A 20,325-nucleotide genomic window follows, 5' to 3' on the forward strand; every position below is an offset into this window, starting at 1 on the left:
ACCCGTTACACAACCGTGACCCGAGGCGGTTGACGTCCTCGTCGCGGTTCGGGCACTCTGGCCAGGAGTCAAGCCAGAAGCCTCATCGTCGAGGCTCTCCCTCACACGGACGTGAGCATGCGAACTTCACAGATAAACTCAGCAAGCAACACGGTTAAACAGAATCCACCGGCGCCCCGTCGCCTGAGCGACGGCGTCTTCGCCGTCCTCCTGGTGCTCCCAGGCCTCGCGCTCCTCGGCGCAGTCGTCGTCTACCCGTTGGTCTCCGCCCTCGTCACGGCCTTCTTCAAGCAGAGCCTCGTGGTGCCAGGCCGGGAGTTCGTCGGTCTCGACAACATCCGGGCGGTGCTCGACGGCAACTTCTGGCAGATCTTCGGCCAGACGATGGTCTTCACGGTCGGGACCACGGTGGTCCCCTTCGTCATCGGCTTCGGGCTGGCCCTCGCGCTCAACACCCGCATCGCGGGGGCGAAGGTCATGCGGGGGCTCATGCTCATCCCGTGGCTCATCCCCGGGGTCGTCGTGTCCTTCCTGTGGATGTGGATCTTCAACGCCAACTACGGCGTGATGAACGGCGTCCTCGAAGGGCTCGGGGTCATCGACTCCCCGCAGGCCTGGCTCGCCCAGCCCGGGACCGCCATGGGCGCCGTGATCGTCGCGAAGACCTGGCAGAGCTTCCCCTGGATGATGGTCATGCTCCTCGCAGGGCTCCAGACCGTCCCCGGCGAGCTCCACGAGGCCGCCGAGATGGACGGCGCCGGGACGGTCCGACGGTTCTTCTCGATCACCGTCCCGCACATGTCCGGGATCATCGGGCTGGTCCTGCTGCTCGAGTTCATCTGGAACTTCCAGCACTTCGACATCATCTACGTGCTCACAGGCGGTGGCCCCGCAGGCTCGACCCAGACCTTCGCGACAGCCGTCTACGAGACGGCCTTCAAGGGCTACGACCTCGGCCGGGCCGGTGCGCTCGGCCTGCTGTGGATGCTCATCCTGCTCGTGCTCGTCGTCGTCTACATCCGGTTCTCCGAGAAGGGCGAGCAGCGATGAGCGCCGTGTCCCCGACCACCACCGCCGAAGCCCCGGTCGTCACCGGCGACCCCGCACCGCCGGCCTCCCGCCGCGGGCTGACAGGGTCGCTGCGCTCCGAGCGACGCGGCGTGCGCATCAGCGCCTGGGCCGTCGTCGTCGTCTTCGGCGGCTTCGCGCTGCTCCCGGTCTACTGGTTGCTCGCGACCTCCCTCACCCCGCGCTCCGAGGTGTTCTCGTACCCGCCGCGGCTCTTCCCGTCGGCCGTCACCCTCGACGCCTACCGCGCGATCTTCGACAACGCCGCCCTCTTCGGGTACCTCAAGAACAGCATCATCGTCTCGGTCGTCACCGCCCTGCTCAGCGTGGTCGTGTCCGCGTACATGGGGTACTCGTTCTCGAAGTTCCGGTACCGCGGGCGCCGGTCACTCATGTACCTGGTGCTCTCCTCGCAGATGTTCCCGCAGGCCCTCCTGCTCGTGACGCTCTACAGCGTGTTCAGCGCCTACGGGCTGCTCAACACCTACGCAGCGCTCGTGCTCTCCTTCACGACCTTCACGCTGCCCCTGTGCGTCTGGATGCTCAAGGGGTTCTTCGACACCATCCCCGACGAGCTCGTCGAGGCGGCACGCGTCGACGGGGCGTCGCGGCTGCGGATCATCCACTCGATCGTCCTGCCGCTCGCGGCGCCCGGTCTGGTGGCGGCCGGCCTGTTCGCCTTCGTCCGGGGCTGGAACGACTTCATCTTCGCCCTGACCCTCGCCGGACCGGACAAGCAGACGCTGCCGCCCGGCCTGGTCAACACCTTCGTCGGCGAGGCAGCGACGGCGTGGCCCGAGCTCATGGCGGCGTCGCTCGTCGTCTCGCTGCCCGTGTCGATCGCCTTCATCGCGCTGCAGAGGTTCCTGGTCGGCGGTCTGACCGCCGGCGCCGTGAAGGGCTGACGGCTCGCTGGTCGTACGGCCGGTCGTCACACCCTGCACCCGCCCCCGCTCTCGCTCTCGCTCTCGCTGCATGAGACTCCCGACTCCGCTCAGCTCTGTCTCCACACAGTCCCGTCTCCGCACACCCCCGTCTCCGTACGACTCCCTCACCCCCGCGCGACACCCTCACCGAGGAGGACCCATGTCGAACCGCCCCGCCCACCTGCCCCGAGCCACCCACCTGCCCAGCACCGACCAGCTGACCCGCCGCAGCATGCTCCGGCTGATGGGGCTCGGCGCCGGCGCCGTGACCCTCGGGAGCCTCGCCGCGTGCGCCCCGTCCAGCGGGACGTCCCCGGCCCCCGCCGCCACGACAGGCGGAGCCGCCGAGGACTTCTCGTTCTCCTCGTGGTCCCTGTCCGAGGAGAACCCGAAGCCTGTCATCGAAGGTCTCATGTCGACCTTCGGCGCCGACAAGGGCGTCACGATCTCCCCCGTGTCCTACCCGTACAACGAGTACCTCAACCAGCTGACCCTGCAGACCCGCGGCGGTCAGTTCTCCGGCGCAGCGCAGGTCGACGTCGCGTGGCTCGGCTCGCTCGCGGCGCTCGGCAAGCTGCAAGACCTCTCCGGCCTCGCCGAGGGCCGCGGGTACACCGACGCCGCGCTCGCCGCGAGCCGGTACGAGGGCGCGCAGTACGGCCTGCCGTGGACGATCGGGGCGATCGGCCTCGTGACCAACACCGAGCTGCTCGAGAAGGTCGGCATCAGCGAGGTCCCGTCTGGCATCGAGGACTTCGAGGCGGCGCTCCTCGAGCTCAAGGGGATCGGCGGCGGCGTGATCCCGTACGCGGCGTCGACCAAGGTCGCCCAGCTCAAGGACATCCTCATCTGGATGCAGACCTTCGGCAGCCCGCTCGTCGAGGACGGGACCGTGACCATCGGCGACGACGCGAGCGTCGAGGCCGTCACCTGGTACAAGAAGCTCTACGACCAGGGGCTCATCGCCCCGGACGTCGACCGCTTCGACGCCCGTGCCCTCTTCAGCCAGGGCAAGGCCGCGATCTACGACGACGCGATCGTCGGGCGCGGGGCCGTCGTCGCAGACTCCCCCGACCCCGACTTCGAGAGCAAGCTCGCACCCGCGTCCCGGCCCGTCCTCGCGGCGGGCGACGACCCGCGCGCCTTCGTGTGGGGGCACGCCGTGGTCGTCGTCGACGGTCCCGGCGCGGGCACCGCAGCCGAGTTCGCGCAGTGGATCACCTCCGACACCACGGCGACCACAGGGTTCTTCGACAAGCTCGGCCTGCCACCCACCACCGAGGCGGCGCTCACCTCCGAGGTCGTCACGAACGACACCTTCACCAAGGACTTCGGCGACAAGATCACCGCCACCGCGACCACGAACCCGTTCTGGGCCTTCCCGCAGTACGCGCAGGTCGAGGCCGTCATCGCCGAGAAGGTCCAGGCCGTCCTCGTCGGGTCGAGCGACGCCGCGACAGCCATGCGCGAGGCCGGCGAGCAGGCCCAGGCCCTCCTGGGCTGAGCCGGTCTCGCGGCCCTGGCGGAGCTGGCCTCGCGCTCCAGACCTCAGCGGGCCCCGCCCTCCCGCAGGCCGCCCCCTCCCACCCGTCATCTCCCGCACCACGAAGCACCTACGAAGGATCCTCATGCTCAAGCAAGTCGTCGAAGCCGATGTCGTCGTCGTCGGAGGTGGCCTCGCCGGGGTCTGCGCCGCCGTCGCGGCTGCACGCCGGGGGGTCGACGTCGTCCTGATCAACAACCGCCCGGTCCTCGGGGGGAACTCCTCGTCCGAGGTCCGGGTGTGGGTGTGCGGCGCGACAGCCCACGGCAACCAGCGGTGGGCGCGCGAGACCGGGATCATCGGCGAGATGTACGTCGAGAACCAGTTCCGCAACCCTGAGGGGAACCCGGTCTACTGGGACGACGTGGTGCTCGACACCGTCCGCCGGGAGAAGAACATCCGGCTGTTCCTCAACACCGACGTCCGCGACGTCGTGGCCTCCGGGCCCGAGGACGCGCGCCGGGTCGAGACGGTGACGGGCTGGACCATGGGGTCGGAGATCCTCACGACCTTCCGCGCGCCCGTCTTCCTCGACTGCACGGGCGACGGGCTGGTCGGGCACCTCGCCGGGGCGCGGTACAGGCTCGGCAAGGAGGCGCGGTCGGAGTTCGACGAGGAGTGGGCTCCTGACGAGCCCGTCGAGGAGTTCCTCGGCTCGACGCTGCTGTTCTACACCAAGGACCTCGGCTTCCCTGTGAAGTACGTGGCACCGGAGTCGGCCAAGGACATCCGTGACACCCCGATCCCGACGTCGCGGGTGATCCGCAGCGGGGACTCCGGCGCGCACTACTGGTGGGTCGAGTGGGGCGGGGAGCTCGATACCGTGCACGACAACGAGACGATCCGCGACGAGCTGCGCTCGGTGATCCTGGGCATCTGGGACTACATCAAGAACTCCGGGGAGTTCGACGCCGACACCCTGACCCTCGAGTGGGTGGGGAACGTCCCGGGCAAGCGCGAGTACAGGAGGTTCGTCGGCGACTACACGCTGACGCAGAACGACATCGTCGAGCAGACGACGTTCCCGGACACCGTGGCCTTCGGCGGGTGGTCGATCGACCTGCACCCCGCGGCGGGGATGTACCACGAGGGTTCCGGGGCGGTCCAGAGGTTCTCCGACGGCGTCTTCGAGATCCCGTACAGGTGCCTCTACCCGGCGAGCACCTCGAACCTGCTGGTGGCCGGGCGCAACATCTCGGCCACGCACATCGCCTTCGGGGCGAGCCGTGTCATGGCGACCTGCGCAGCCCTCGGCCAGGCAGCCGGGACAGCAGCAGCGCTGTGCGTCGAGCACGCGGTGACCCCGCGCGAGCTGGGGACCCACCACCTCGCCGAGCTGCGCCGCGCGCTGCTGCGCGACGACGCGCCGATCATCGGAGCCGTCAACGACGACCCGGACGACCACGCGCGCTCGGCGCGCGTCACAGCGTCGAGCACCCTGTCGTCGATCGGCACCGGGCCGGGGCGGTCGTTCGGGGGCGGGCTGCCTGGCGGAGCCGCAGACCCCGCTCCGGACCAGGCCGAGGGGTCGGGATCCGGCGCAGACCACCGCACTGGACCTGGCGCGAACCAGCTCGCCGTCTCCCGACCTGGCGCAGCCCCAGCCCCACGCACCGACCTCGTCGCCGAGAACCGGGCGACACCGCACCCGCTGGTCGACGACCTCGGGATCGTCCTGCCCGTGCACCCCCGGCTCGACAGCATCGACCTGCTGGTGTCGCGGGCTGCGCTCGAACCTGCGGGCGGTGGGGACGCTGTCGGGGGCGCACATGCTGTCGCCGGTGCGGACCCGGTCGACAGCGCGGTCACGCGTGACGGCACGGCGTCTCCCGACGACACAGCCTCACGGGACCACGCAGCCTCACGAGACGACGCAGCCTCACGGGACCGCGCAGCCTCTCTCGACGACCCAGCCTCCGCCGACCGCACAGCCCCCTCCCCGCTGGTCGTCGAGGTGTGGTCGACAGGCAAGCCGCAGAACGTGGTCCCGTCCCGGCTCGAGGTGACGACCAGCGTCGAGATCCTCCCCGGTGAGGCACGCTGGGTCCGCGCGCAGCTCGACTACCAGCCCGACTCCCCCGAGACCGCGATCGTCGTGCTGCGCGCCGACCCGTCGATCACCGTGCACCTGACCGAACCGTTGCCACCCGGCGTTCTCACCCTGGTCCACGGTGCCGCCTCGGACGACCAGAACGTCGAGGTGAGCCAGTCGGAGCTCCTCGTGCAGTGGCCCACCCGGCCGCTGCGCGGACGCTCGGTGTGCTTCGTCGCCCACCCCGAGTCCGAGGCGCTCGCGCCGGAGCGGGCGACCTCGGGCGGCAACAGGCCCTACGGGGGACCCAGCATGTGGGCCTCGGTGCCGATGTCCCCCGGGACCCCCGAGTGGCTGCGTCTCGACTGGGACGAGCCCGTCGAGGTCAGCGAGCTCGTGCTCGTCCTGGACGACGACGTCGACCTCGAGCTCAACACCCTGCACCACCACAGGTCCCCGCACGAGACCATCCCCGAGCTGGTCCGCGACTACCGCGTCGAGGTACTGACGGCCGACGCGCCGGGCGGGCAGGCTGACGACCGGGACGAGGCACAGGTACCTGCTGTTGCGCCCAGCGGGGCGCCTGCGACAGAGCCATCGGCGGACCTCGCAGACGAGACCTGGACCGTGATCGCCGACGAGTCGGACAACCGCTGGCGACGCCGGGTGCACAGGCTCCAAGCCCCGACGCGGCTGCGCGCGGCACGGGTGGTCGTGACAGCCACGAACGGGACGCCCCAGGCGCGTGTCGTCGCGCTCAGGGCCCAGGCCTGAGCTGGAGGTACCGTGACCTACCAGACGCGCGACACGAAGGCTCAGACGAGGGGCGGCAGGGTGCAGGAGGACGAGGCGACGACGCCGTCGCGTGGTGCGGCGCTGGCCCGGCGCGACAGGACCGGTCTCGTCGCTCTCGCCGTGCCGGACCTCGAAGAGCCCTACTTCGCCGAGCTCACGGGTCTGCTGGTGCGCCGGGCCGAGGCGCGCGGCCTGTCGATCCTCATCCAGCAGACCGCCGGGGTGCACGAGCGTGAGGTGACCGTCGCGAACGGGGTCGGGCTGCCCCCGACGGACGGGCTCATCCACATCCCGCGGTCTCTGACGGTCGCGGACCTCACGCGTCGGACCTCGCCCGGGCCTCTCGTGCTGCTCGGGGAGCACATCGTGTCGAGCCCGTTCTCGCACGTGACCATCGACAACCGGGCGGCGGCGATGGCGGCCACCCTGCACCTCGTCGAGCGGGGGTGCCGCCGCCTGGCCGTCGTGGGGCCACGGCACACGACCCCGTCCGACGCTGCCGACAGGCGGGTCGCGGGCTTCCGGGACGCCGTCCAGGCCCAGGGGTGGGAGGTCGACTCGGACCTGGTCGGACCTGTCGGCGCCTTCACCTCGCACGAGGGCCAGCGGGCGATGCGCACGCTGCTGGACGCTCACGAGCCGCCCGACGGTGTGCTGTGCTCGAACGACTCCGTGGCCTTCGGGGTCATGCGGGAGCTGCACGTCCGGGGGTTGCGCGTGCCCGAGGACGTCGCCGTCATCGGCATCGACGACGTGAGCGGCGCCGAGTTCGCGACCCCGTCGCTCAGCTCCGTGGCACCTGACAAGTCGGCGATCGTCGACTCGGCGCTCATGCTGCTCGAGCGTCAGATCGCCGCGCCGCCCGCCGCCGACGTGCCGGTCGAGCAGGTGGTCGTCGGATTCACCCTCCGGGCCCGGGAGAGCACGGCGCGGTAGAGGCGGCGGGGGCGGAGACGCGGCTGAGGTCGCACTGCCGAGACGTCGGCGTCGCTGAGCGGGCCTCAGCCGGGTGTGCGTTGCTCGGTCAGGTATGTGCAGCCCGCTCAGGTATGTGCAGCCCGCTCAGGTGTGCGCAGGCGCAGCCGACGATGCGACCCACAGCTCGTTGACGAGCGGCCGCAGGACCTCCGCGTGCTCGTCCTCGAGACCGTCGTCCACGACGACCCTGTCGACGGCGTCGAGGTCGACGACAGTCGTGAGGCCCACCCGGCCCCACCGCGTGTGGTCGGCGACGACGGTGACCGAGCTCCCCGCGCTGATGAAGGCGCGGTTCGTCTCGGCCTCGAGGAGGTTCTTCGTGGTGAAGCCGGCGTGCTGGTCGATCCCGTGGACCCCGATCATCACGACGTCGCAGTGCAGGTGCCCGAGCGACCGGACGGCGACGGGCCCGACGAGCGCGTCGGCCGGGGTCCGGACACCACCCGTGAGCACGACCGACTGGGCCGCCGAGTCGTCGGCGGCCGAGACCCGCTGGAGCAGGTCGGCGATGCGCAGCGAGTTGGTGACGATGGTGAGGTCCGGCACCCCGACGAGGGCGCGGGCGACCGCGAGCGTGGCAGAACCCGAGGAGAGGCCGACAGCCATCCCCGGTTCGACGAGCGTCGCGACGAGTCCCGCCACATCGGCCTCGGCGGCGTCCTGCGCGGCCTGGCGGGTCGCGGCTGCCGGGTCACGGCGCGGCCCCTGTTCGCGGTGCAGGCCCAGGTCACGACGCAGTCCAGGGTCGTGGCGCGACCCCAGGCCGCTCGGGTCGTACGTGCCGAGCCCCGTCGAGCCCCGGGGGGCTGTGGCTCCGCCGTGGACCTTGTCGAGCACACCCTGGCGGGCGAGCACGTCGAGGTCGCGACGCACCGTCATGCCCGAGACTCCGAGGATGCTGGCCAGCTCGGCGACCGTCACCGAGCCGCGGCGGGTCACCTCGTCGAGGACACGTGCCCTGCGGTCGTTCACGAGCACGCCAGCATCACCGTCACCCAGTCGTGCGCGGGGACCGTCCACCGCGTCGAGGTCGTCGAGGGATCAGTCTGGCACGGGCCGGCCTGGGGCGACGTCGCCACCACCTGGTGCCCGGCACGACCCCGGTGCCCGCCATGACGCCTGTCCTTGACACGCACCCAGTGCCTGACAGACCTCATCGCTCCTCAGACCTCGGTACCTGACAGCCCTCAGTGCTTCACAGACCTCGGTGCCCGACGCCACCTCAGCACCCGACAGACCTCAGCACCTGACGCCTCAGCACCCGGCACGGCCTCAGCGCCAGCCGGCTGCCACCCGCAAGAAGATGTCGGTCGCCTCGTGCTCGCCGACGGACACACGGATGCCCTCGCCTGCGAAGGGTCGGACGATGACACCGGCCGCGGCAGCCTCGGCAGCGCGCTCGGCGGTGCGCTGCCCGAGCTCCATCCAGACGAAGTTCGCCTGCGACTCCGGGAGGTCCCAACCCTGGTCGCGGAGCCCGTCAACGAACCGGGTGCGCTCCGTCACGATGGTGTCGACACGGGCGAGGAGCTCGTCCTTCGCCTCGAGCGACGCGAGGGCGGCTCGCTGGGCGAGGTGCGAGACGCCGAAGGGCGTCGACGCAGAGCGGATGCCTGTCGCCAGACGCGCTCGGGCGACCGCGTAGCCGACCCGGAGGCCCGCGAGGCCGTAGGCCTTGGAGAAGGTCCGCAGGACGACGACGTTGGGGTGGGCCGCGAGCGCCGCCGTGCCGTCGACCGGGTCGTCCGAGCGCACGAACTCGAGATAGGCCTCGTCGACGACCACGAGGACGTCTGTGGGGACTGTCCGGAGGAAGTCGAGGAGCTCGGTCTGGGTGAGGGCCGCGCCCGTCGGGTTGTTCGGCGTGCAGACGAGGACCACGCGGGTCTTGTCCGTCACGGCTGCTGCCATGGCCCGGAGGTCCAGACGTCCGTGGGGGGCGAGCGGCACGGGGACCCCGGTGCCGCCCGCGACGCTGACGACGATCGGGTACGCCTCGAAGGACCGCCACGGGTAGACGACCTCGTCACCGGCGTCGACGACAGCCTCGAGGATGTGCGCGAGCACGGCGACCGAGCCGTTCCCCACGACGACCTGCTCGGCCGAGACCGCACCGTTGTCCTCGAGCGCCTGGGGCGTGAGGTCCGCGGTGAGGTGCTGCGCGAGGGCCTCGGTCAGCTCTGTGGCGAACATGTCCGGGTACCGGTTGACGTCCGACGCCGCGTCGATGATCGCGGCCTGGACCGAGGCGAGCGGCGGGTACGGGTTCTCGTTGGACGAGAGCTTGAATGCTGCTGCGCCGACCGGGACGCGAGCGCCCGGGACGTAGGCGGGGAGGGCGGAGACGGCAGGGCGGAGAGGGACACGTCGAGTCACGCGATCAGTCTCGCACCTCCCGGGTGTCCGCAGGACTAGCACCGCGGTCTGTGTCTGCGTCTGTGTCTGCGTCTGCGGCTGTGTCTGCGGCTGGGCGCCGGGGTCCGGGGTCCGGGGTCCGGGGTCCGGGGTCCGGGGTCAACGCTGGTGCTGGCATCGCGCCTTCGCTCACCCCTGACCCTAGGTTCGCGCCGAGCTCGCACCACTCGTCCTGCGCGATACGTGCCGTTGGTGGGAGGATCTGGACATGAGCTTCTTAGTGAGAGTCCTCGTCAACGCTGTCGCGATCTGGCTGACGACCCTGCTCATGGGGTCCCACTTCGAGATCGTCGGGGGTGAGGGAACTGGCGGCCGGGTGGTCGTGTTCCTCGTCGTCGCGCTGATCTTCGGAGTCATCAACGCGATCATCAAGCCCATCGTGCAGCTCTTCACCTTCCCGCTGTACATCCTCACGCTGGGCCTCTTCACACTCGTCGTGAACGCACTCATGGTGCTGCTCACGGGATGGATCACCGACCAGGCCGACTGGGGCCTGCGCGTCGACGGCTTCTGGTGGGCCGTGCTGGCCGCGTTCCTCATCTCCCTCTTCTCGATGATCATCTCCGTCGTCGTGCCGACGAAGGACGAGTCGCGCCGCTAAATGTGAGCGGTCGGCACCGGTACGGGCGAGGTGCACCTCGCCCGTACCGGGTCCGTCTGTCAGAACTCGCTCCTTCCGTCAGAACGGGGGCAGGTCTGGGAAGCTGGGCTCGGGTCCCCCCTCGGCCGGGCCCGATCCTGCGCCCAAGTCGAGCTGCGGGCGCGGCTCGACAGAGAGACGAGCCGGTCGCGGGATCGCCGGGTGGTCGACGTAGGTACGTCCCGATGGTGACGTCCAGATGACGTCGTCAGGGCTCGCGAAGGGGTCCGCCGAACCCGAGTCGCTCGCCGAGACAGACCACGCAGTCTCGTGCTTGATCCGATGATGATGCCGGCAGAGATGGATGAGGTTCCGGTGATCGGTCTCGCCACCCGTCTGCCACGGGGCGATATGGTCGACATCGCAGCCTTCGGACCGCCGGTTGCACCCCGGGAAGCGACAGGTCTCGTCTCGAATCCGGAGCCAAGCCCTGAGGTCCGAGGGGACTCTGTAGCTCTCTCGTCCGACGGAGAGGACCACCCCGCTCTCCGGGTGGGTGAGCAGCCGTCTGAATGAGGGCGCTCGCGCTGCCAGGTCCCGGGCAGTCTCTGCATCGATCGGCCCGTAGCCCGCGAGGTGACCGTCCTCCTCCGAGACGCCCAGAAGTGTCATGACGGGGACGGTGACCGCTACGGTCGCGCGGATCCCACGCAGAGACGGTCCCTCGGGCCGGGGCCGGGGCCCTTTAGTGCGGGCGTGCAGGTCCGCGGGATCGTCGGCAGCCGCGCCTGCACCAGCGCCCGCATCCACACCAGCACCAGCACCAGCACCAGCACCAGCACCAGCACCAGCACCAGCACCAGCACCAGCACCAGCACCAGCACCAGCACCAGCACCAGCACCAGCGATCGTGCTGTCCGTGCATCCCAGCAACCTCGCCGACTCCCATGCAGAACGCGAGGTGCCGTCGTCGAGGAGCAGTGCGCTCAGGACGTCTGCGCGGAGCTGAGCGAGGGTGCGTTCTTCGTCCGGGCCCTGGAGGCTCGCTGCGATGTCTGTCACGCGGTTGTAGATCGCCGCGGCCTGGACCGCCGGAAGGTACTGGTGGAGCCACATCATCTCGTCGCGTGCAGGCTCGATCTCTACGTGCCTCTCCGCCAGGCGCTCACGGTGACGCTCGATCAGGGGCCGCGGATGGGTCCTCTCGCGCTCTCGTCGAGCGAACCTCCGCAGGGCAGCGACAGTCGTGTCCTTGGCTCTGTCGACGAGCGTGACCTCGAGGGCACGGCAGTCGTCCGGCTCCAGCAGAGTCGTGTTCTCCAGCACCACGCCTACATGGGCGTAGGAGATGCGGCCGTCGGTCAGCGCGGCGAGCGTCGCCGGGTGGTGGTCGACCAGCACCTGTGCCTCGTGCACCAACGACGCAGTGCTGACCTCAGGAGCCCTGATGGCGCACGAGACCTCGAGCACCACAGACTGGTGCGCGTACCTCTGCTGCGCGCGGATGTCAGAGACGCGGGCTGCGTCAGCCGGGTCCACGGGCCCGAGCACGGGGTCGAGAGCAGCCACAGCCCCCACAGCCTCCACCCGCACGGCCTCGATCGCTCTGATCCGGCGCGCCTGAGCGCTCGCGATCGCCCGATCAGCGGCTTCGACCTCGTCGACCAGCTCGTCGAGGACCTCTCGACGCGCCTCACGCCAGGAGAGCCCCGAGGCAGCGCGGGCGACGACCGGTGCACTCGGTACGACCAGGAGACTGCCGTCTGCAGGAGACGGGCGGGAAGGTCGCTCACTTGTTGGAGACGGGCGAGAAGGTCGCTCGCCCGCCACCATCTGCGGAGAGGGTCGAGCAGCTGACTGTTCCTGAGGCTCAGGCTGCGCACGACGATTGAGCCGCGCTCGAAGATCAGGCTGCGTCCGACGATCAGGCTGCGTCCGACGTCCGAAGGGGCCCGATCCGCGCGAAGACCCCGCGCCTGACACCCCCGCGGCCAGCGACGAGCGCTGCGAGCGACGGGGCCGTACCTCTAGCCGCACACCTGAAGGGAGGAGAGCGGAGCTCGACGACGCCGTCTTCGTAGCACGACCGTCTCCTCCGGCCACACCACGGCCGGGGTCGGAAGGACCCACGGGCACGCTGGAGCCGCCAGTGGTGCCGGAAGATCCGTCTGGGTGGGCCTGGCCGTCGACACCAGGACTGTTCATCGAACGCATGTTCGAATAGTACCGCTTGGTGCTGACAGTCGGAAGAGTCCGCTTCATACTGTGTGCAGCGTTCCTCGGCCCGGCTGGTCGCTGCGCCGAGGTCCTCACCGGGAACGATGCAAGCAGTCCACAGACCGCCGGACCCGCGTCGTCGTCCACAGGACCGTGGGCACCATGTCCACGACCCGACCGCAGATGGAAGAATGGCGTCATGCCCACCAGCGACCTCTCCTCAGAGCCCACCCGCGCGAGCCTCGCGGACGTCACACCGGCGATCGCCCTCGGACCGCTCGACGGCCGGTACCGCTCGACAGTCGCCCCGCTCGTCGACCACCTGTCCGAGGCTGCCCTCAACCGCGAGCGCCTCCACGTCGAGGTCGAGTGGCTCGTGGCCCTCACGGACGGCACCGCTGACGGTCCTGTGGTCCCGGGCGCGCCGCGCCTGAGCGAACCCGAGAAGGCCTACCTCCGCGACGTCGTCACGACCTTCTCGGGCGACGGCATCGCCGAGATGGCGGAGATCGAGCGCGAGACAGTGCACGACGTCAAGGCCGTCGAGTACTTCCTCAAGCGTCGCCTCGCGGCAGCGCCGGCCGCTCTCGGCGACGCGACGGTCCTGCCCGGGGTCGGTGAGCTCGTCCACTTCGCGTGCACGAGCGAAGACGTCAACAACCTGTCGTACGCGCTCATGGTTCGCGGCGCGGTCCAGCAGGTCTGGCTCCCCGCCGCATCGGCTCTCGTCGAGCAGATCGCCGAGATGGCCCGGGAGCACGCGAGCGTCCCCATGCTCAGCAGGACGCACGGTCAGCCTGCGACCCCGACGACCGTCGGCAAGGAGCTCGCTGTCCTCGCCCACCGCCTCCGGCGCCAGGTCCGCAGGGTCGAGGGTGCTGAGTACCTCGGCAAGCTCAACGGAGCGACGGGCACCTACGGCGCCCATGTCGTCGCGGTCCCGGGAACCGACTGGCCCGCCGTCTCGAAGGCTTTCGTCGAGGGTCTCGGCCTCACCTGGAACCCGCTGACCACGCAGATCGAGAGCCACGACTGGCAGTCGGAGCTCTACGCGGACATCGCCCGTTTCAACCGCATCCTCCACAACCTCGCGACGGACGTCTGGACGTACATCTCGCTTGGGTTCTTCAAGCAGATCCCCGTCCCCGGCGCCACCGGGTCGTCCACCATGCCGCACAAGGTCAACCCGATCCGCTTCGAGAACGCCGAGGCGAACCTCGAGATCTCGTGCGCCCTCCTCGACACCCTCTCCGCGACGCTCGTGACCAGCCGCCTCCAGCGGGACCTCACGGACTCGACGACCCAGCGCAACATCGGACCGGCCTTCGGTCACTCGCTGCTCGCGATCGACAACGTGCGCCGGGGACTCAAGGCTCTGGCTGTCAACGGCGATCTGCTCGCCGACGACCTCGACGGCAACTGGGAGGTCCTCGGCGAGGCCGTCCAGTCCGCCATGCGCGCCGCGTCGGTCGCCGGGGTCGAGGGGATGGAGAACCCGTACGAGCGGCTGAAGGAGCTCACCCGCGGGCACCGCATCACCGGAGAGGACATGCGGACCTTCGTCGCAGGCCTCGGCCTCCCCGACGACGTCGCGACACGCCTCGCTGCGATGACTCCGGGGTCGTACGTCGGTCTCGCCGAGCGGCTGGTCGCCGAGTACCTGTGACCGGCAGGCGAGCAGTCGTGGTGGCGGAGGGCCGATGAGCGCTGATCCAGCACAGGGGCCAGCCTCTGACGACTCCCCGAGCGCGCTCACGCCCGCCGGCGTCCCAGGGCGGAGCGACATCGCACTGACGCTCGAGCGCCAGCCCGCAGGCGACGCACGGGGATCCTTCGGGCGCGTCTTCGGCACGAACCCGATCGCCCCGGCCGCACGCGCAGCCTTCGACCGGGCTACCGGTGCCCGCCGGGTGGCTCGCATCCTCGACGGGCTGGGACCTGACTGGGGCGTGGCTCACGCAGTCGCCCTCGACGGTCGCACACCGGACGCCGACCACGTCGCTGTCGGTCCGCCCGGGGTGCTCGTCGTGACGAGCGAGCACCACCGCGTGAAGAACGTCTTCGTCGCAGGGCACGAGGTCTTCGTCGACCGTGAGAAGACCGACCTCATGGCGCGGACCGAGAGCTCCGCCGACGTCGTCGGGCGGATGCTGCGGGCGGCGTCGACGGTCGACGTGCCCGTCACCCCCGTGCTCGTCTTCGTCGACCCGAAGCGGCTCGTCGTGCGCGAGAAGCCGGAGCGGACGCGAGTCTTCGCCGACCTCTTCCTCCGACGCAGGCTCAAGCGTCTACCCGCCACGCTCGCCGGAGAAGACCTGAGAGCGGTCCAGACCGCGGCAGTCACCGCGACGACCTGGGGTTCACCAGCTCCGCTCCTGACGGCCGAGCAGCTCCGCCGCTTCGACACCCTCGATCGCACAGCCACGAAGGCACGGCGCCTCAAGAGCTTCTGGATGTGGGCTGGCGCTGTCGTGACACTCAGCGCGGTGCTGCTCATCGTCCAAGGGGTTGCCCTCGGGATCATCGGCTAGGGCCACCCGGGCAGGCGACCGCTCCCGCACCAGTCCGGGAGCGGTCGACTGCCCACGCGCACGCCACGGCGAGCCCGCCCCGGCAGCGCCAGCCGCGACACCAGCCGCTCGTAGATGGGGACTGGTCCCCACGCCCTCACGACGCCCTCGATCCGCACGATCCTGCGGCCCGGAAGGAGTTGCCGGTACGGGTGGGCACCACTCCCCCTCGCTCCTCGCTCGTGACAGCGTGGTGAGTGGGATAGTCGAGGCATGTCGCTCCGCAGGCCGCCACTCACCGGCGGTGAACCGCACGCCACCGGGCCCGCCGCCGCAACCGGACCAGCTGCCCCGACCGGGCCCACCCCGACGCCCGCCGTCGCGCCTGCCGCCGCGACCGCGGCCAGGCCCGCTGCCGGACCCGGCGTCCCACCCGCACCCGCACCCGCACCCGCACCCGCACCCGCACCCGCACCCGCACCCGCACCGATCGTGTCCGTGCCACGCCACGCCGTAGCCCGTCGACCAGTGCTGCGGACCACAGCCCTCGTCGCCTTCGCCGCTGCGCTGGCAGGCTGCGCGACGCAGATCCCTGGAGAAGCCGTCGCCGGGTCCCTGTCACCGCAGATCGGCCCGCCCCTCAAGACCGACACGGTCTCGCTGCGGCACGACTACGAAGACAGCCCGCAAGAGGTCAACGACTACTGGACCGAAGACCGTCGCCGTGACGCCGACACCAAGATCGTCACTCCGGACGACGACCCCGAGAGCTCTGACACCGACGGCGGCACCCGGCCCGACGCCGCGACGGGCGTGGTGGTCGACCCCTCGACAGGTCCCGTGACCGACCCGACCCCCGTCGCACCCGCGACCGCCGGAGACCCCTTCGACGCGACAGGTCTTGCCGCATCGACCCAGGGCCGCCTCTACGTGACGATCGGCAGCGACGACTACGTCTGCTCTGCCACCGTCGTCAATGCCGCCTCGCAGGACGTCGTCGCGACTGCCGCCCACTGCCTCTGGGACTTCGAGGGCGGGACCGGGTGGGCGACCAACGTGTTCTTCGTCCCCGCCGACGAGGACAACGGCGCCGTCGCGCCGTACGGGTACTGGGCCGCAGAGTCCGCCTACGGTCCTCAGGAGTTTGCCGACAACGCCTCGACCAACTCCCTCGGCATGGTGATCGGCAGCGGCTGGACGCACGACTTCGCCTTCCTCACCATGGCGCCCGACGACGACGGTCGACGCATCCAGGAGGTGACCGGCGGCCAGGGCATCGCCTTCGGCGGGACCGTCGACGACCTGCTCGTCACCGGCTACCCCGCAGCCGCCCCCTTCGACGGCCTGGACCAGCGGTACTGCGCGAGCGACGACTGGTTCGTGCTCCAGCGCGGCGCGTTCGGCATCGAGTGCGCCATGACCCAGGGCGCCTCGGGCGGCGGGTGGCTGTCCGACTACGACACCGTGACAGGCGCTGGCTACCTGGTGGCCACCACGTCGTTCCGGTCGCCGACCGAGCTCGGCGCCATGCCGCTCGGCGAAGACGCGCTCGCGCTGTTCACCGAGGCAGGTGGACTGTGACTGTCGACCGAGCACGCACCGGAGCCGGGGCTGAGAGCGCCGCCAGCACGAGCACCGGCACAAGCACATGCACCGGCCCCGGAACAACCACCAGCCCGAGCCCCAGCACCGGTACAACCACCAACCCCGGCGCCAGCTCGAGCACCAACCCCAGCGTCCGTCACACAGCCGACGCGCGGTCCGCCCGTCCGGGCACGGCCTCGCGCTCACGTCGACCGCTCGTCGCGGCTGCGGTCGTGGGCGTGCTGCTCGGCGTCGGCGCGTGCTCGCCCGAGCCCGTGCGCGGCGAGGCGTTCCCCGACTGGGACGCCGTCGACGTCGCGGCCACCGAGCGCTTCACGGCCCAGATGGACCTGCTCGACTCGCACATCCTCGAGTCCTCCCCCTTCACGACCGGCGAGACGACCGACATCACCGGCGTCACGTACACCCACGCGACCTTCGGCGAGGACACCTCCGCCGGGCAGTCCGTCGTCGCGGTCAGCGGAAACCCCGCGTCGCTCTTCACGCAGCAGAACGACCCGGGGACCGGCCGGACCATCGACATGCTGCACGTCGGCGGTGACTCGTGGGACTACCTCCTCCTCGGCGACGGGCTCGACACCGACATCGACACCCCGTGGGTCAGGTTCCCGACCCTCTACGGAAGCCTCGGGATCCTCGGCGACAACGCCATGTGCTACGTCCTCGGCTTCTCGACGGTCTGCGACGTGCGCGACGCGATCAACGCCACCGAGGCCTCGGACGCCGGACCGAGCATGCGCCGCACCGTCACGAGCTCACGCGACGGGGAGGTGCTCAGCCAGACCGAGGTGACCCTCCAGTCGATCCTCGACGCCGAGATGCTCTCGATGCCGGAGTCGCTCACCGCGATGCTCACCGACACCATGCTCAGCACGCTCGTCCCCGTGAATCTCTGGCAGGACGCCGACGGTGCCCTGCTCAAGGTCGAGATGAACGGTGTGGTCCCGGGCGAGGGCGACGTGCCCGACCTCGTGCTCCAGCTCGGTTTCGAGATCACCGGGACCGCGGCCCGCGACGACGTCCCGCCAGCCCCGGAGCTGGACGACGTCACGACGCTCTCGGAGACCGAGCGCGACGACTTCATCAACTCGCTCGGAGATGCCTGATGACAGACCAGCCCACACCTCCCGGCGGTGCCGGAGCCAGCGGAGCAGACCGCGGAGCCGACCGCGGCACCGCGGACGCCGGAGCCGGCAGCGGAGCCGTGCCTCCGCGGGTCCCGCGCCGGCTGCAGGCACCGACGACGGCGACAGCACCCGGGGCGGCGACGACGGCACCTCAGCCCGCAGCGGCCGCGCGCCCGGCCGCACCCGACTACGCCCCCGCACCGACGGTCCGGAGCGGACTCGGAGCGGCAGGCGGGACAGCGAGCACCTTCGCGACGCCGGCCCTCCGTCCGACGCCGGTCCTCCGTCCGACGCCGCCCCTCAGTCCGGCACCCTCCCCGGCGCCGGGAGCCGCGCAGGGCTACCCGAAGCAGGGGTACGGCACACCGACCGGCAGCACCGCCTCGTCGGGCTACAGCACACCGCCCGCCAGCACCCCCTCGTCGGGCTACAGCACACCGCCCGCCAGCACCCCCTCGTCGGGCTACAGCACACCGCCCGCCAGCCTCGCCTCAGGGGGCTACGGGACCGCACCCGGGCACGCGCCGTCACCGGGCTACGGCCGCCCGTCGCCCTACGACCAGCCTCCCGTCGGACCGACGTCCGCGCCTACGCCGACATCCACGCCCACGTCCACGTCCACGACGAGCACCGCGACCGCACGGCCGACCCGCCGCCGCACCCTGCGGACTGTCCTGCTCACCGCCGTGCTGACCGCGCTCGTGAGCGTCGGCGCCACGCTCGCGGCGACAGGTGCGTTCGAGCAGACCGCCACCTTCGACGCGTCGGTCGTCTCGCAGGACGTCGCGAAGATCCTCTCCACGCGCTTCGGGCTGAGCGACGTGGACGCCGTCACCTGCCCTGGGTCTGTCGACGTCCGCGAAGGGGTCGAGTTCGAGTGCACCTTCGTCTCGGGCGGCGCCCCGGCCTCGGTCCCCGTGCTCGTGCTCAACGACTCGGGCCAGTACAGGGTCGGAGGACCTGTCGACGGCTGAGGATCGCGCCCGGTGCGGTCCCGGCGAAGACCCGGGAGACGACGAGACCGGGAGGGACGTCGCCCGAATCCGCTCAGCCCGCGGCGAGCCCGTCTCGCGGGCTGTGCCTCGGCTCGGCGACGGGCGTGGCGGGACCGGCACCGGGCACGGCCCGGCGGCCGTTCCAGCGCATCGTCAGGACCGTCGCCGTGTCCTCGGCGACCTCTTCGAGGGGCTCTCCGGCCCGTGCGGCGTCCCGGATGCGGGTGATGCCGCGGTGCAGGAGCGTCGCGGCGAACCGGCGCAAGGACTTCTCGTGGGCCGCCCTGTCGGCGTCTGTCGTGAACGACCCGGCCGAGCGGGCCAGCTCGGTCTCGACCTCGGCGGTGATCCTGTCCCGGAGCGCGACGACCACTGAGTCTGCCGCACGCAGCGTCTCGCCGACGGTGAACTCGGTGACGGCCGCAGCGACGATCTCGCGTGCCGCGCGCACGGGCAGCGACGACGTCGACGGCGCGTGGCTGCGGATCGTCCCGAGGTCCATGAGCAGCACCTGGTCGATGTCGCCGACACCGGGGTCGACGTCGTGGTGCAGCGCGAGGTCGAGCACGACGAGAGGGCGTGCCGTCCCGTCGTCGCCGGCGCGCACGGCCGCGTCGTCGCGGGCCGCCACGACAGCAGCGGTCTCGAGGATGTAGCGCAGGTCAGAGGGGTCGTCGGTCCGCAGGCCCGACCCTGGGGCGGCTGCCTCGCCGGGCCCCGCAGACGGTCGTGCCAGACGGTTCCCGCGACCGGCACCGCTGCACGAGACGACGAGGTCGGCCTCGCCGAGCGCCGTCACGAGGTCCGTCACGGCGTCGACGCCGCGGGCCATCGCGAACTGCTCGGCGCGACCCGAGGCGGAGTACACGGCGATGTCGACGCACCCGCGGGCGCGCAGCGCAGCGACAGTCGCCCCGGCGTAGGCGCCGGTCCCGACGATCACCGCGGAGGTCTGGCGCCACGGAGGGATGCTCGCCTCGGCGAGGTCGAGCCCGACCGAGACGACCGAGCGGCCGTCGGCGCCGAGGTGGGTGGTGTGCGCGACGCGCTTGGAGGCGCGCGACGCGGACTGGAAGAGGCGCTCGAGCCTCGGGCTGGTCGTCGACTCGGCGTGCGAGGCGTCGAGTGCCCTGCGGACCTGACCGGCGATCTCCCGCTCGCCGACGACCATCGAGTCGAGACCCGAGGCGACGGTGAAGAGGTGCTGGGTGACGCCCTCGCCGCTGCGGACCGTGAAGGCGGACCGCGCGGCCTCCTGGCTGACCCCGGACTCGACGGCGATGAGCCGGGCGACCTCGTCGGCAGCGTGGGCAAGATCACGCTCGCTGAGGGTCCCAGGGCTGCCCGGAGCGGCCGCACCGTCGACGAGGTCGAGGTACAGCTCGAACCGGTTGCAGGTCGCGAGCACGACGGCACCGGTGATCATCTCGCAGGTCCGCACGGCCGACGTGCCCATCGAATGCGCGCCTGTTGACAGCTGCTCGAGCGCTTCGAGGTCAAGCTCGTGGTGACTTGCGGTCATCGACATGAGAAC

Annotated in this window: 16 protein-coding genes and 1 pseudogene; 11 read left to right on the forward strand and 6 right to left on the reverse strand. The window is 70.9% G+C overall.

Annotated elements, in window-relative coordinates:
* Positions 1 to 117 precede the first annotated feature (117 nt).
* The 5 genes from SANBI_RS17505 to SANBI_RS17525 all read left to right on the forward strand — a co-directional run bounded on the left by SANBI_RS17505 (position 118) and on the right by SANBI_RS17525 (position 7,300).
* Complete coding sequence (locus SANBI_RS17505) at positions 118 to 1,050, forward strand: carbohydrate ABC transporter permease (RefSeq protein WP_319157336.1); 933 nt, start codon at positions 118 to 120, stop codon at positions 1,048 to 1,050.
* A complete protein-coding gene (locus tag SANBI_RS17510; RefSeq protein WP_319157338.1) occupies positions 1,047 to 1,973 on the forward strand; it encodes a carbohydrate ABC transporter permease in 927 nt (308 codons plus the stop codon). Before SANBI_RS17505 ends, SANBI_RS17510 begins: the two co-directional genes overlap by 4 nt.
* A gap of 181 nt (positions 1,974 to 2,154) precedes the next feature.
* Positions 2,155 to 3,498: a sugar ABC transporter substrate-binding protein gene (locus SANBI_RS17515; RefSeq protein WP_319157340.1), complete on the forward strand. Its 1,344-nt coding sequence runs from the start codon at positions 2,155 to 2,157 to the stop codon at positions 3,496 to 3,498.
* A 124-nt stretch (positions 3,499 to 3,622) separates the two neighbouring features.
* Positions 3,623 to 6,343 carry an FAD-dependent oxidoreductase gene (locus tag SANBI_RS17520; RefSeq protein ID WP_319157342.1) on the forward strand — a complete coding sequence of 907 codons (2,721 nt, stop codon included), beginning with the start codon at positions 3,623 to 3,625 and terminating at the stop codon, positions 6,341 to 6,343.
* Between the two features lie 12 nt (positions 6,344 to 6,355).
* A complete protein-coding gene (locus SANBI_RS17525) occupies positions 6,356 to 7,300 on the forward strand; it encodes a LacI family DNA-binding transcriptional regulator (protein ID WP_319157344.1) in 945 nt (314 codons plus the stop codon).
* 126 nt (positions 7,301 to 7,426) lie between these two features.
* Here the strand turns inward: SANBI_RS17525 and SANBI_RS17530 are convergent, their stop codons facing one another.
* Both SANBI_RS17530 and hisC read right to left on the reverse strand, forming a co-directional pair.
* The gene (locus SANBI_RS17530; RefSeq protein ID WP_319157346.1) at positions 7,427 to 8,320 is read right to left on the reverse strand and encodes a DeoR/GlpR family DNA-binding transcription regulator; all 894 of its coding nucleotides are present in this window, start codon (positions 8,318 to 8,320) and stop codon (positions 7,427 to 7,429) included.
* Positions 8,321 to 8,614: 294 nt separating this feature from the next.
* Positions 8,615 to 9,718, reverse strand: coding sequence for a histidinol-phosphate transaminase (gene hisC, locus SANBI_RS17535; RefSeq protein ID WP_319157348.1), 1,104 nt, complete (start codon positions 9,716 to 9,718; stop codon positions 8,615 to 8,617).
* 247 nt (positions 9,719 to 9,965) lie between these two features.
* Between hisC and SANBI_RS17540 the strand changes: the two genes are divergently transcribed.
* Positions 9,966 to 10,358, forward strand: a complete 393-nt coding sequence (locus SANBI_RS17540) for a phage holin family protein (protein WP_319157350.1) — start codon at positions 9,966 to 9,968, stop codon at positions 10,356 to 10,358.
* Positions 10,359 to 10,436: 78 nt separating this feature from the next.
* Here SANBI_RS17540 and SANBI_RS17545 read toward each other — a convergent pair whose 3' ends face one another.
* The 3 genes and pseudogenes from SANBI_RS17545 to SANBI_RS17555 form a co-directional block, all read right to left on the reverse strand.
* Entirely contained in the window at positions 10,437 to 11,009 is a 573-nt protein-coding gene (locus tag SANBI_RS17545; RefSeq protein ID WP_319161358.1) for an HNH endonuclease signature motif containing protein, read from the reverse strand.
* 17 nt (positions 11,010 to 11,026) lie between these two features.
* Entirely contained in the window at positions 11,027 to 11,239 is a 213-nt protein-coding gene (locus tag SANBI_RS17550; protein ID WP_319161383.1) for a hypothetical protein, read from the reverse strand.
* A 40-nt stretch (positions 11,240 to 11,279) separates the two neighbouring features.
* A pseudogene (locus SANBI_RS17555) lies at positions 11,280 to 12,755 on the reverse strand (DUF222 domain-containing protein); the annotation flags it as partial.
* Between SANBI_RS17555 and purB the strand changes: the two are divergent.
* The 5 genes from purB to SANBI_RS17580 all read left to right on the forward strand — a co-directional run bounded on the left by purB (position 12,754) and on the right by SANBI_RS17580 (position 18,770).
* Complete coding sequence (gene purB / locus SANBI_RS17560) at positions 12,754 to 14,220, forward strand: adenylosuccinate lyase (RefSeq protein ID WP_319157352.1); 1,467 nt, start codon at positions 12,754 to 12,756, stop codon at positions 14,218 to 14,220. The pseudogene SANBI_RS17555 and the gene purB sit on opposite strands and share 2 nt — an antisense overlap.
* A gap of 34 nt (positions 14,221 to 14,254) precedes the next feature.
* Positions 14,255 to 15,085 (forward strand): nuclease-related domain-containing protein, encoded by an 831-nt coding sequence (locus SANBI_RS17565; RefSeq protein WP_319157354.1) that lies wholly within the window; start codon positions 14,255 to 14,257, stop codon positions 15,083 to 15,085.
* A gap of 252 nt (positions 15,086 to 15,337) precedes the next feature.
* Positions 15,338 to 16,645, forward strand: coding sequence for a trypsin-like serine peptidase (locus SANBI_RS17570; protein WP_319157356.1), 1,308 nt, complete (start codon positions 15,338 to 15,340; stop codon positions 16,643 to 16,645).
* Entirely contained in the window at positions 16,642 to 17,775 is a 1,134-nt protein-coding gene (locus tag SANBI_RS17575; protein WP_319157358.1) for a hypothetical protein, read from the forward strand. The genes SANBI_RS17570 and SANBI_RS17575 overlap by 4 nt, the downstream gene beginning before the upstream one ends.
* Complete coding sequence (locus SANBI_RS17580) at positions 17,775 to 18,770, forward strand: DUF4333 domain-containing protein (RefSeq protein ID WP_319157360.1); 996 nt, start codon at positions 17,775 to 17,777, stop codon at positions 18,768 to 18,770. Before SANBI_RS17575 ends, SANBI_RS17580 begins: the two co-directional genes overlap by 1 nt.
* Positions 18,771 to 18,843: 73 nt before the next feature.
* Here SANBI_RS17580 and SANBI_RS17585 read toward each other — a convergent pair whose 3' ends face one another.
* A complete protein-coding gene (locus SANBI_RS17585) occupies positions 18,844 to 20,319 on the reverse strand; it encodes a glutamyl-tRNA reductase (RefSeq protein WP_319157362.1) in 1,476 nt (491 codons plus the stop codon).
* Between the last annotated feature and the right edge of the window lie 6 nt (positions 20,320 to 20,325).

This window comes from Sanguibacter biliveldensis, assembly GCF_033798665.1.
In the GTDB taxonomy this organism is placed as follows: Bacteria; Actinomycetota; Actinomycetes; order Actinomycetales; family Cellulomonadaceae; genus Sanguibacter; species Sanguibacter inulinus.

Coding starts and splice junctions, on each gene's coding strand:
- SANBI_RS17505 (WP_319157336.1), top strand. CDS start 118: ATGCGAACTTCACAGATAAACTCAGCAAGCAACACGGTTAAACAGAAT.
- SANBI_RS17510 (WP_319157338.1), top strand. CDS start 1,047: ATGAGCGCCGTGTCCCCGACCACCACCGCCGAAGCCCCGGTCGTCACC.
- SANBI_RS17515 (WP_319157340.1), top strand. CDS start 2,155: ATGTCGAACCGCCCCGCCCACCTGCCCCGAGCCACCCACCTGCCCAGC.
- SANBI_RS17520 (WP_319157342.1), top strand. CDS start 3,623: ATGCTCAAGCAAGTCGTCGAAGCCGATGTCGTCGTCGTCGGAGGTGGC.
- SANBI_RS17540 (WP_319157350.1), top strand. CDS start 9,966: ATGAGCTTCTTAGTGAGAGTCCTCGTCAACGCTGTCGCGATCTGGCTG.
- SANBI_RS17545 (WP_319161358.1), bottom strand. CDS start 11,009: ATGACACTTCTGGGCGTCTCGGAGGAGGACGGTCACCTCGCGGGCTAC.
- purB (WP_319157352.1), top strand. CDS start 12,754: ATGCCCACCAGCGACCTCTCCTCAGAGCCCACCCGCGCGAGCCTCGCG.
- SANBI_RS17565 (WP_319157354.1), top strand. CDS start 14,255: ATGAGCGCTGATCCAGCACAGGGGCCAGCCTCTGACGACTCCCCGAGC.
- SANBI_RS17570 (WP_319157356.1), top strand. CDS start 15,338: ATGTCGCTCCGCAGGCCGCCACTCACCGGCGGTGAACCGCACGCCACC.
- SANBI_RS17580 (WP_319157360.1), top strand. CDS start 17,775: ATGACAGACCAGCCCACACCTCCCGGCGGTGCCGGAGCCAGCGGAGCA.
- SANBI_RS17585 (WP_319157362.1), bottom strand. CDS start 20,319: ATGTCGATGACCGCAAGTCACCACGAGCTTGACCTCGAAGCGCTCGAG.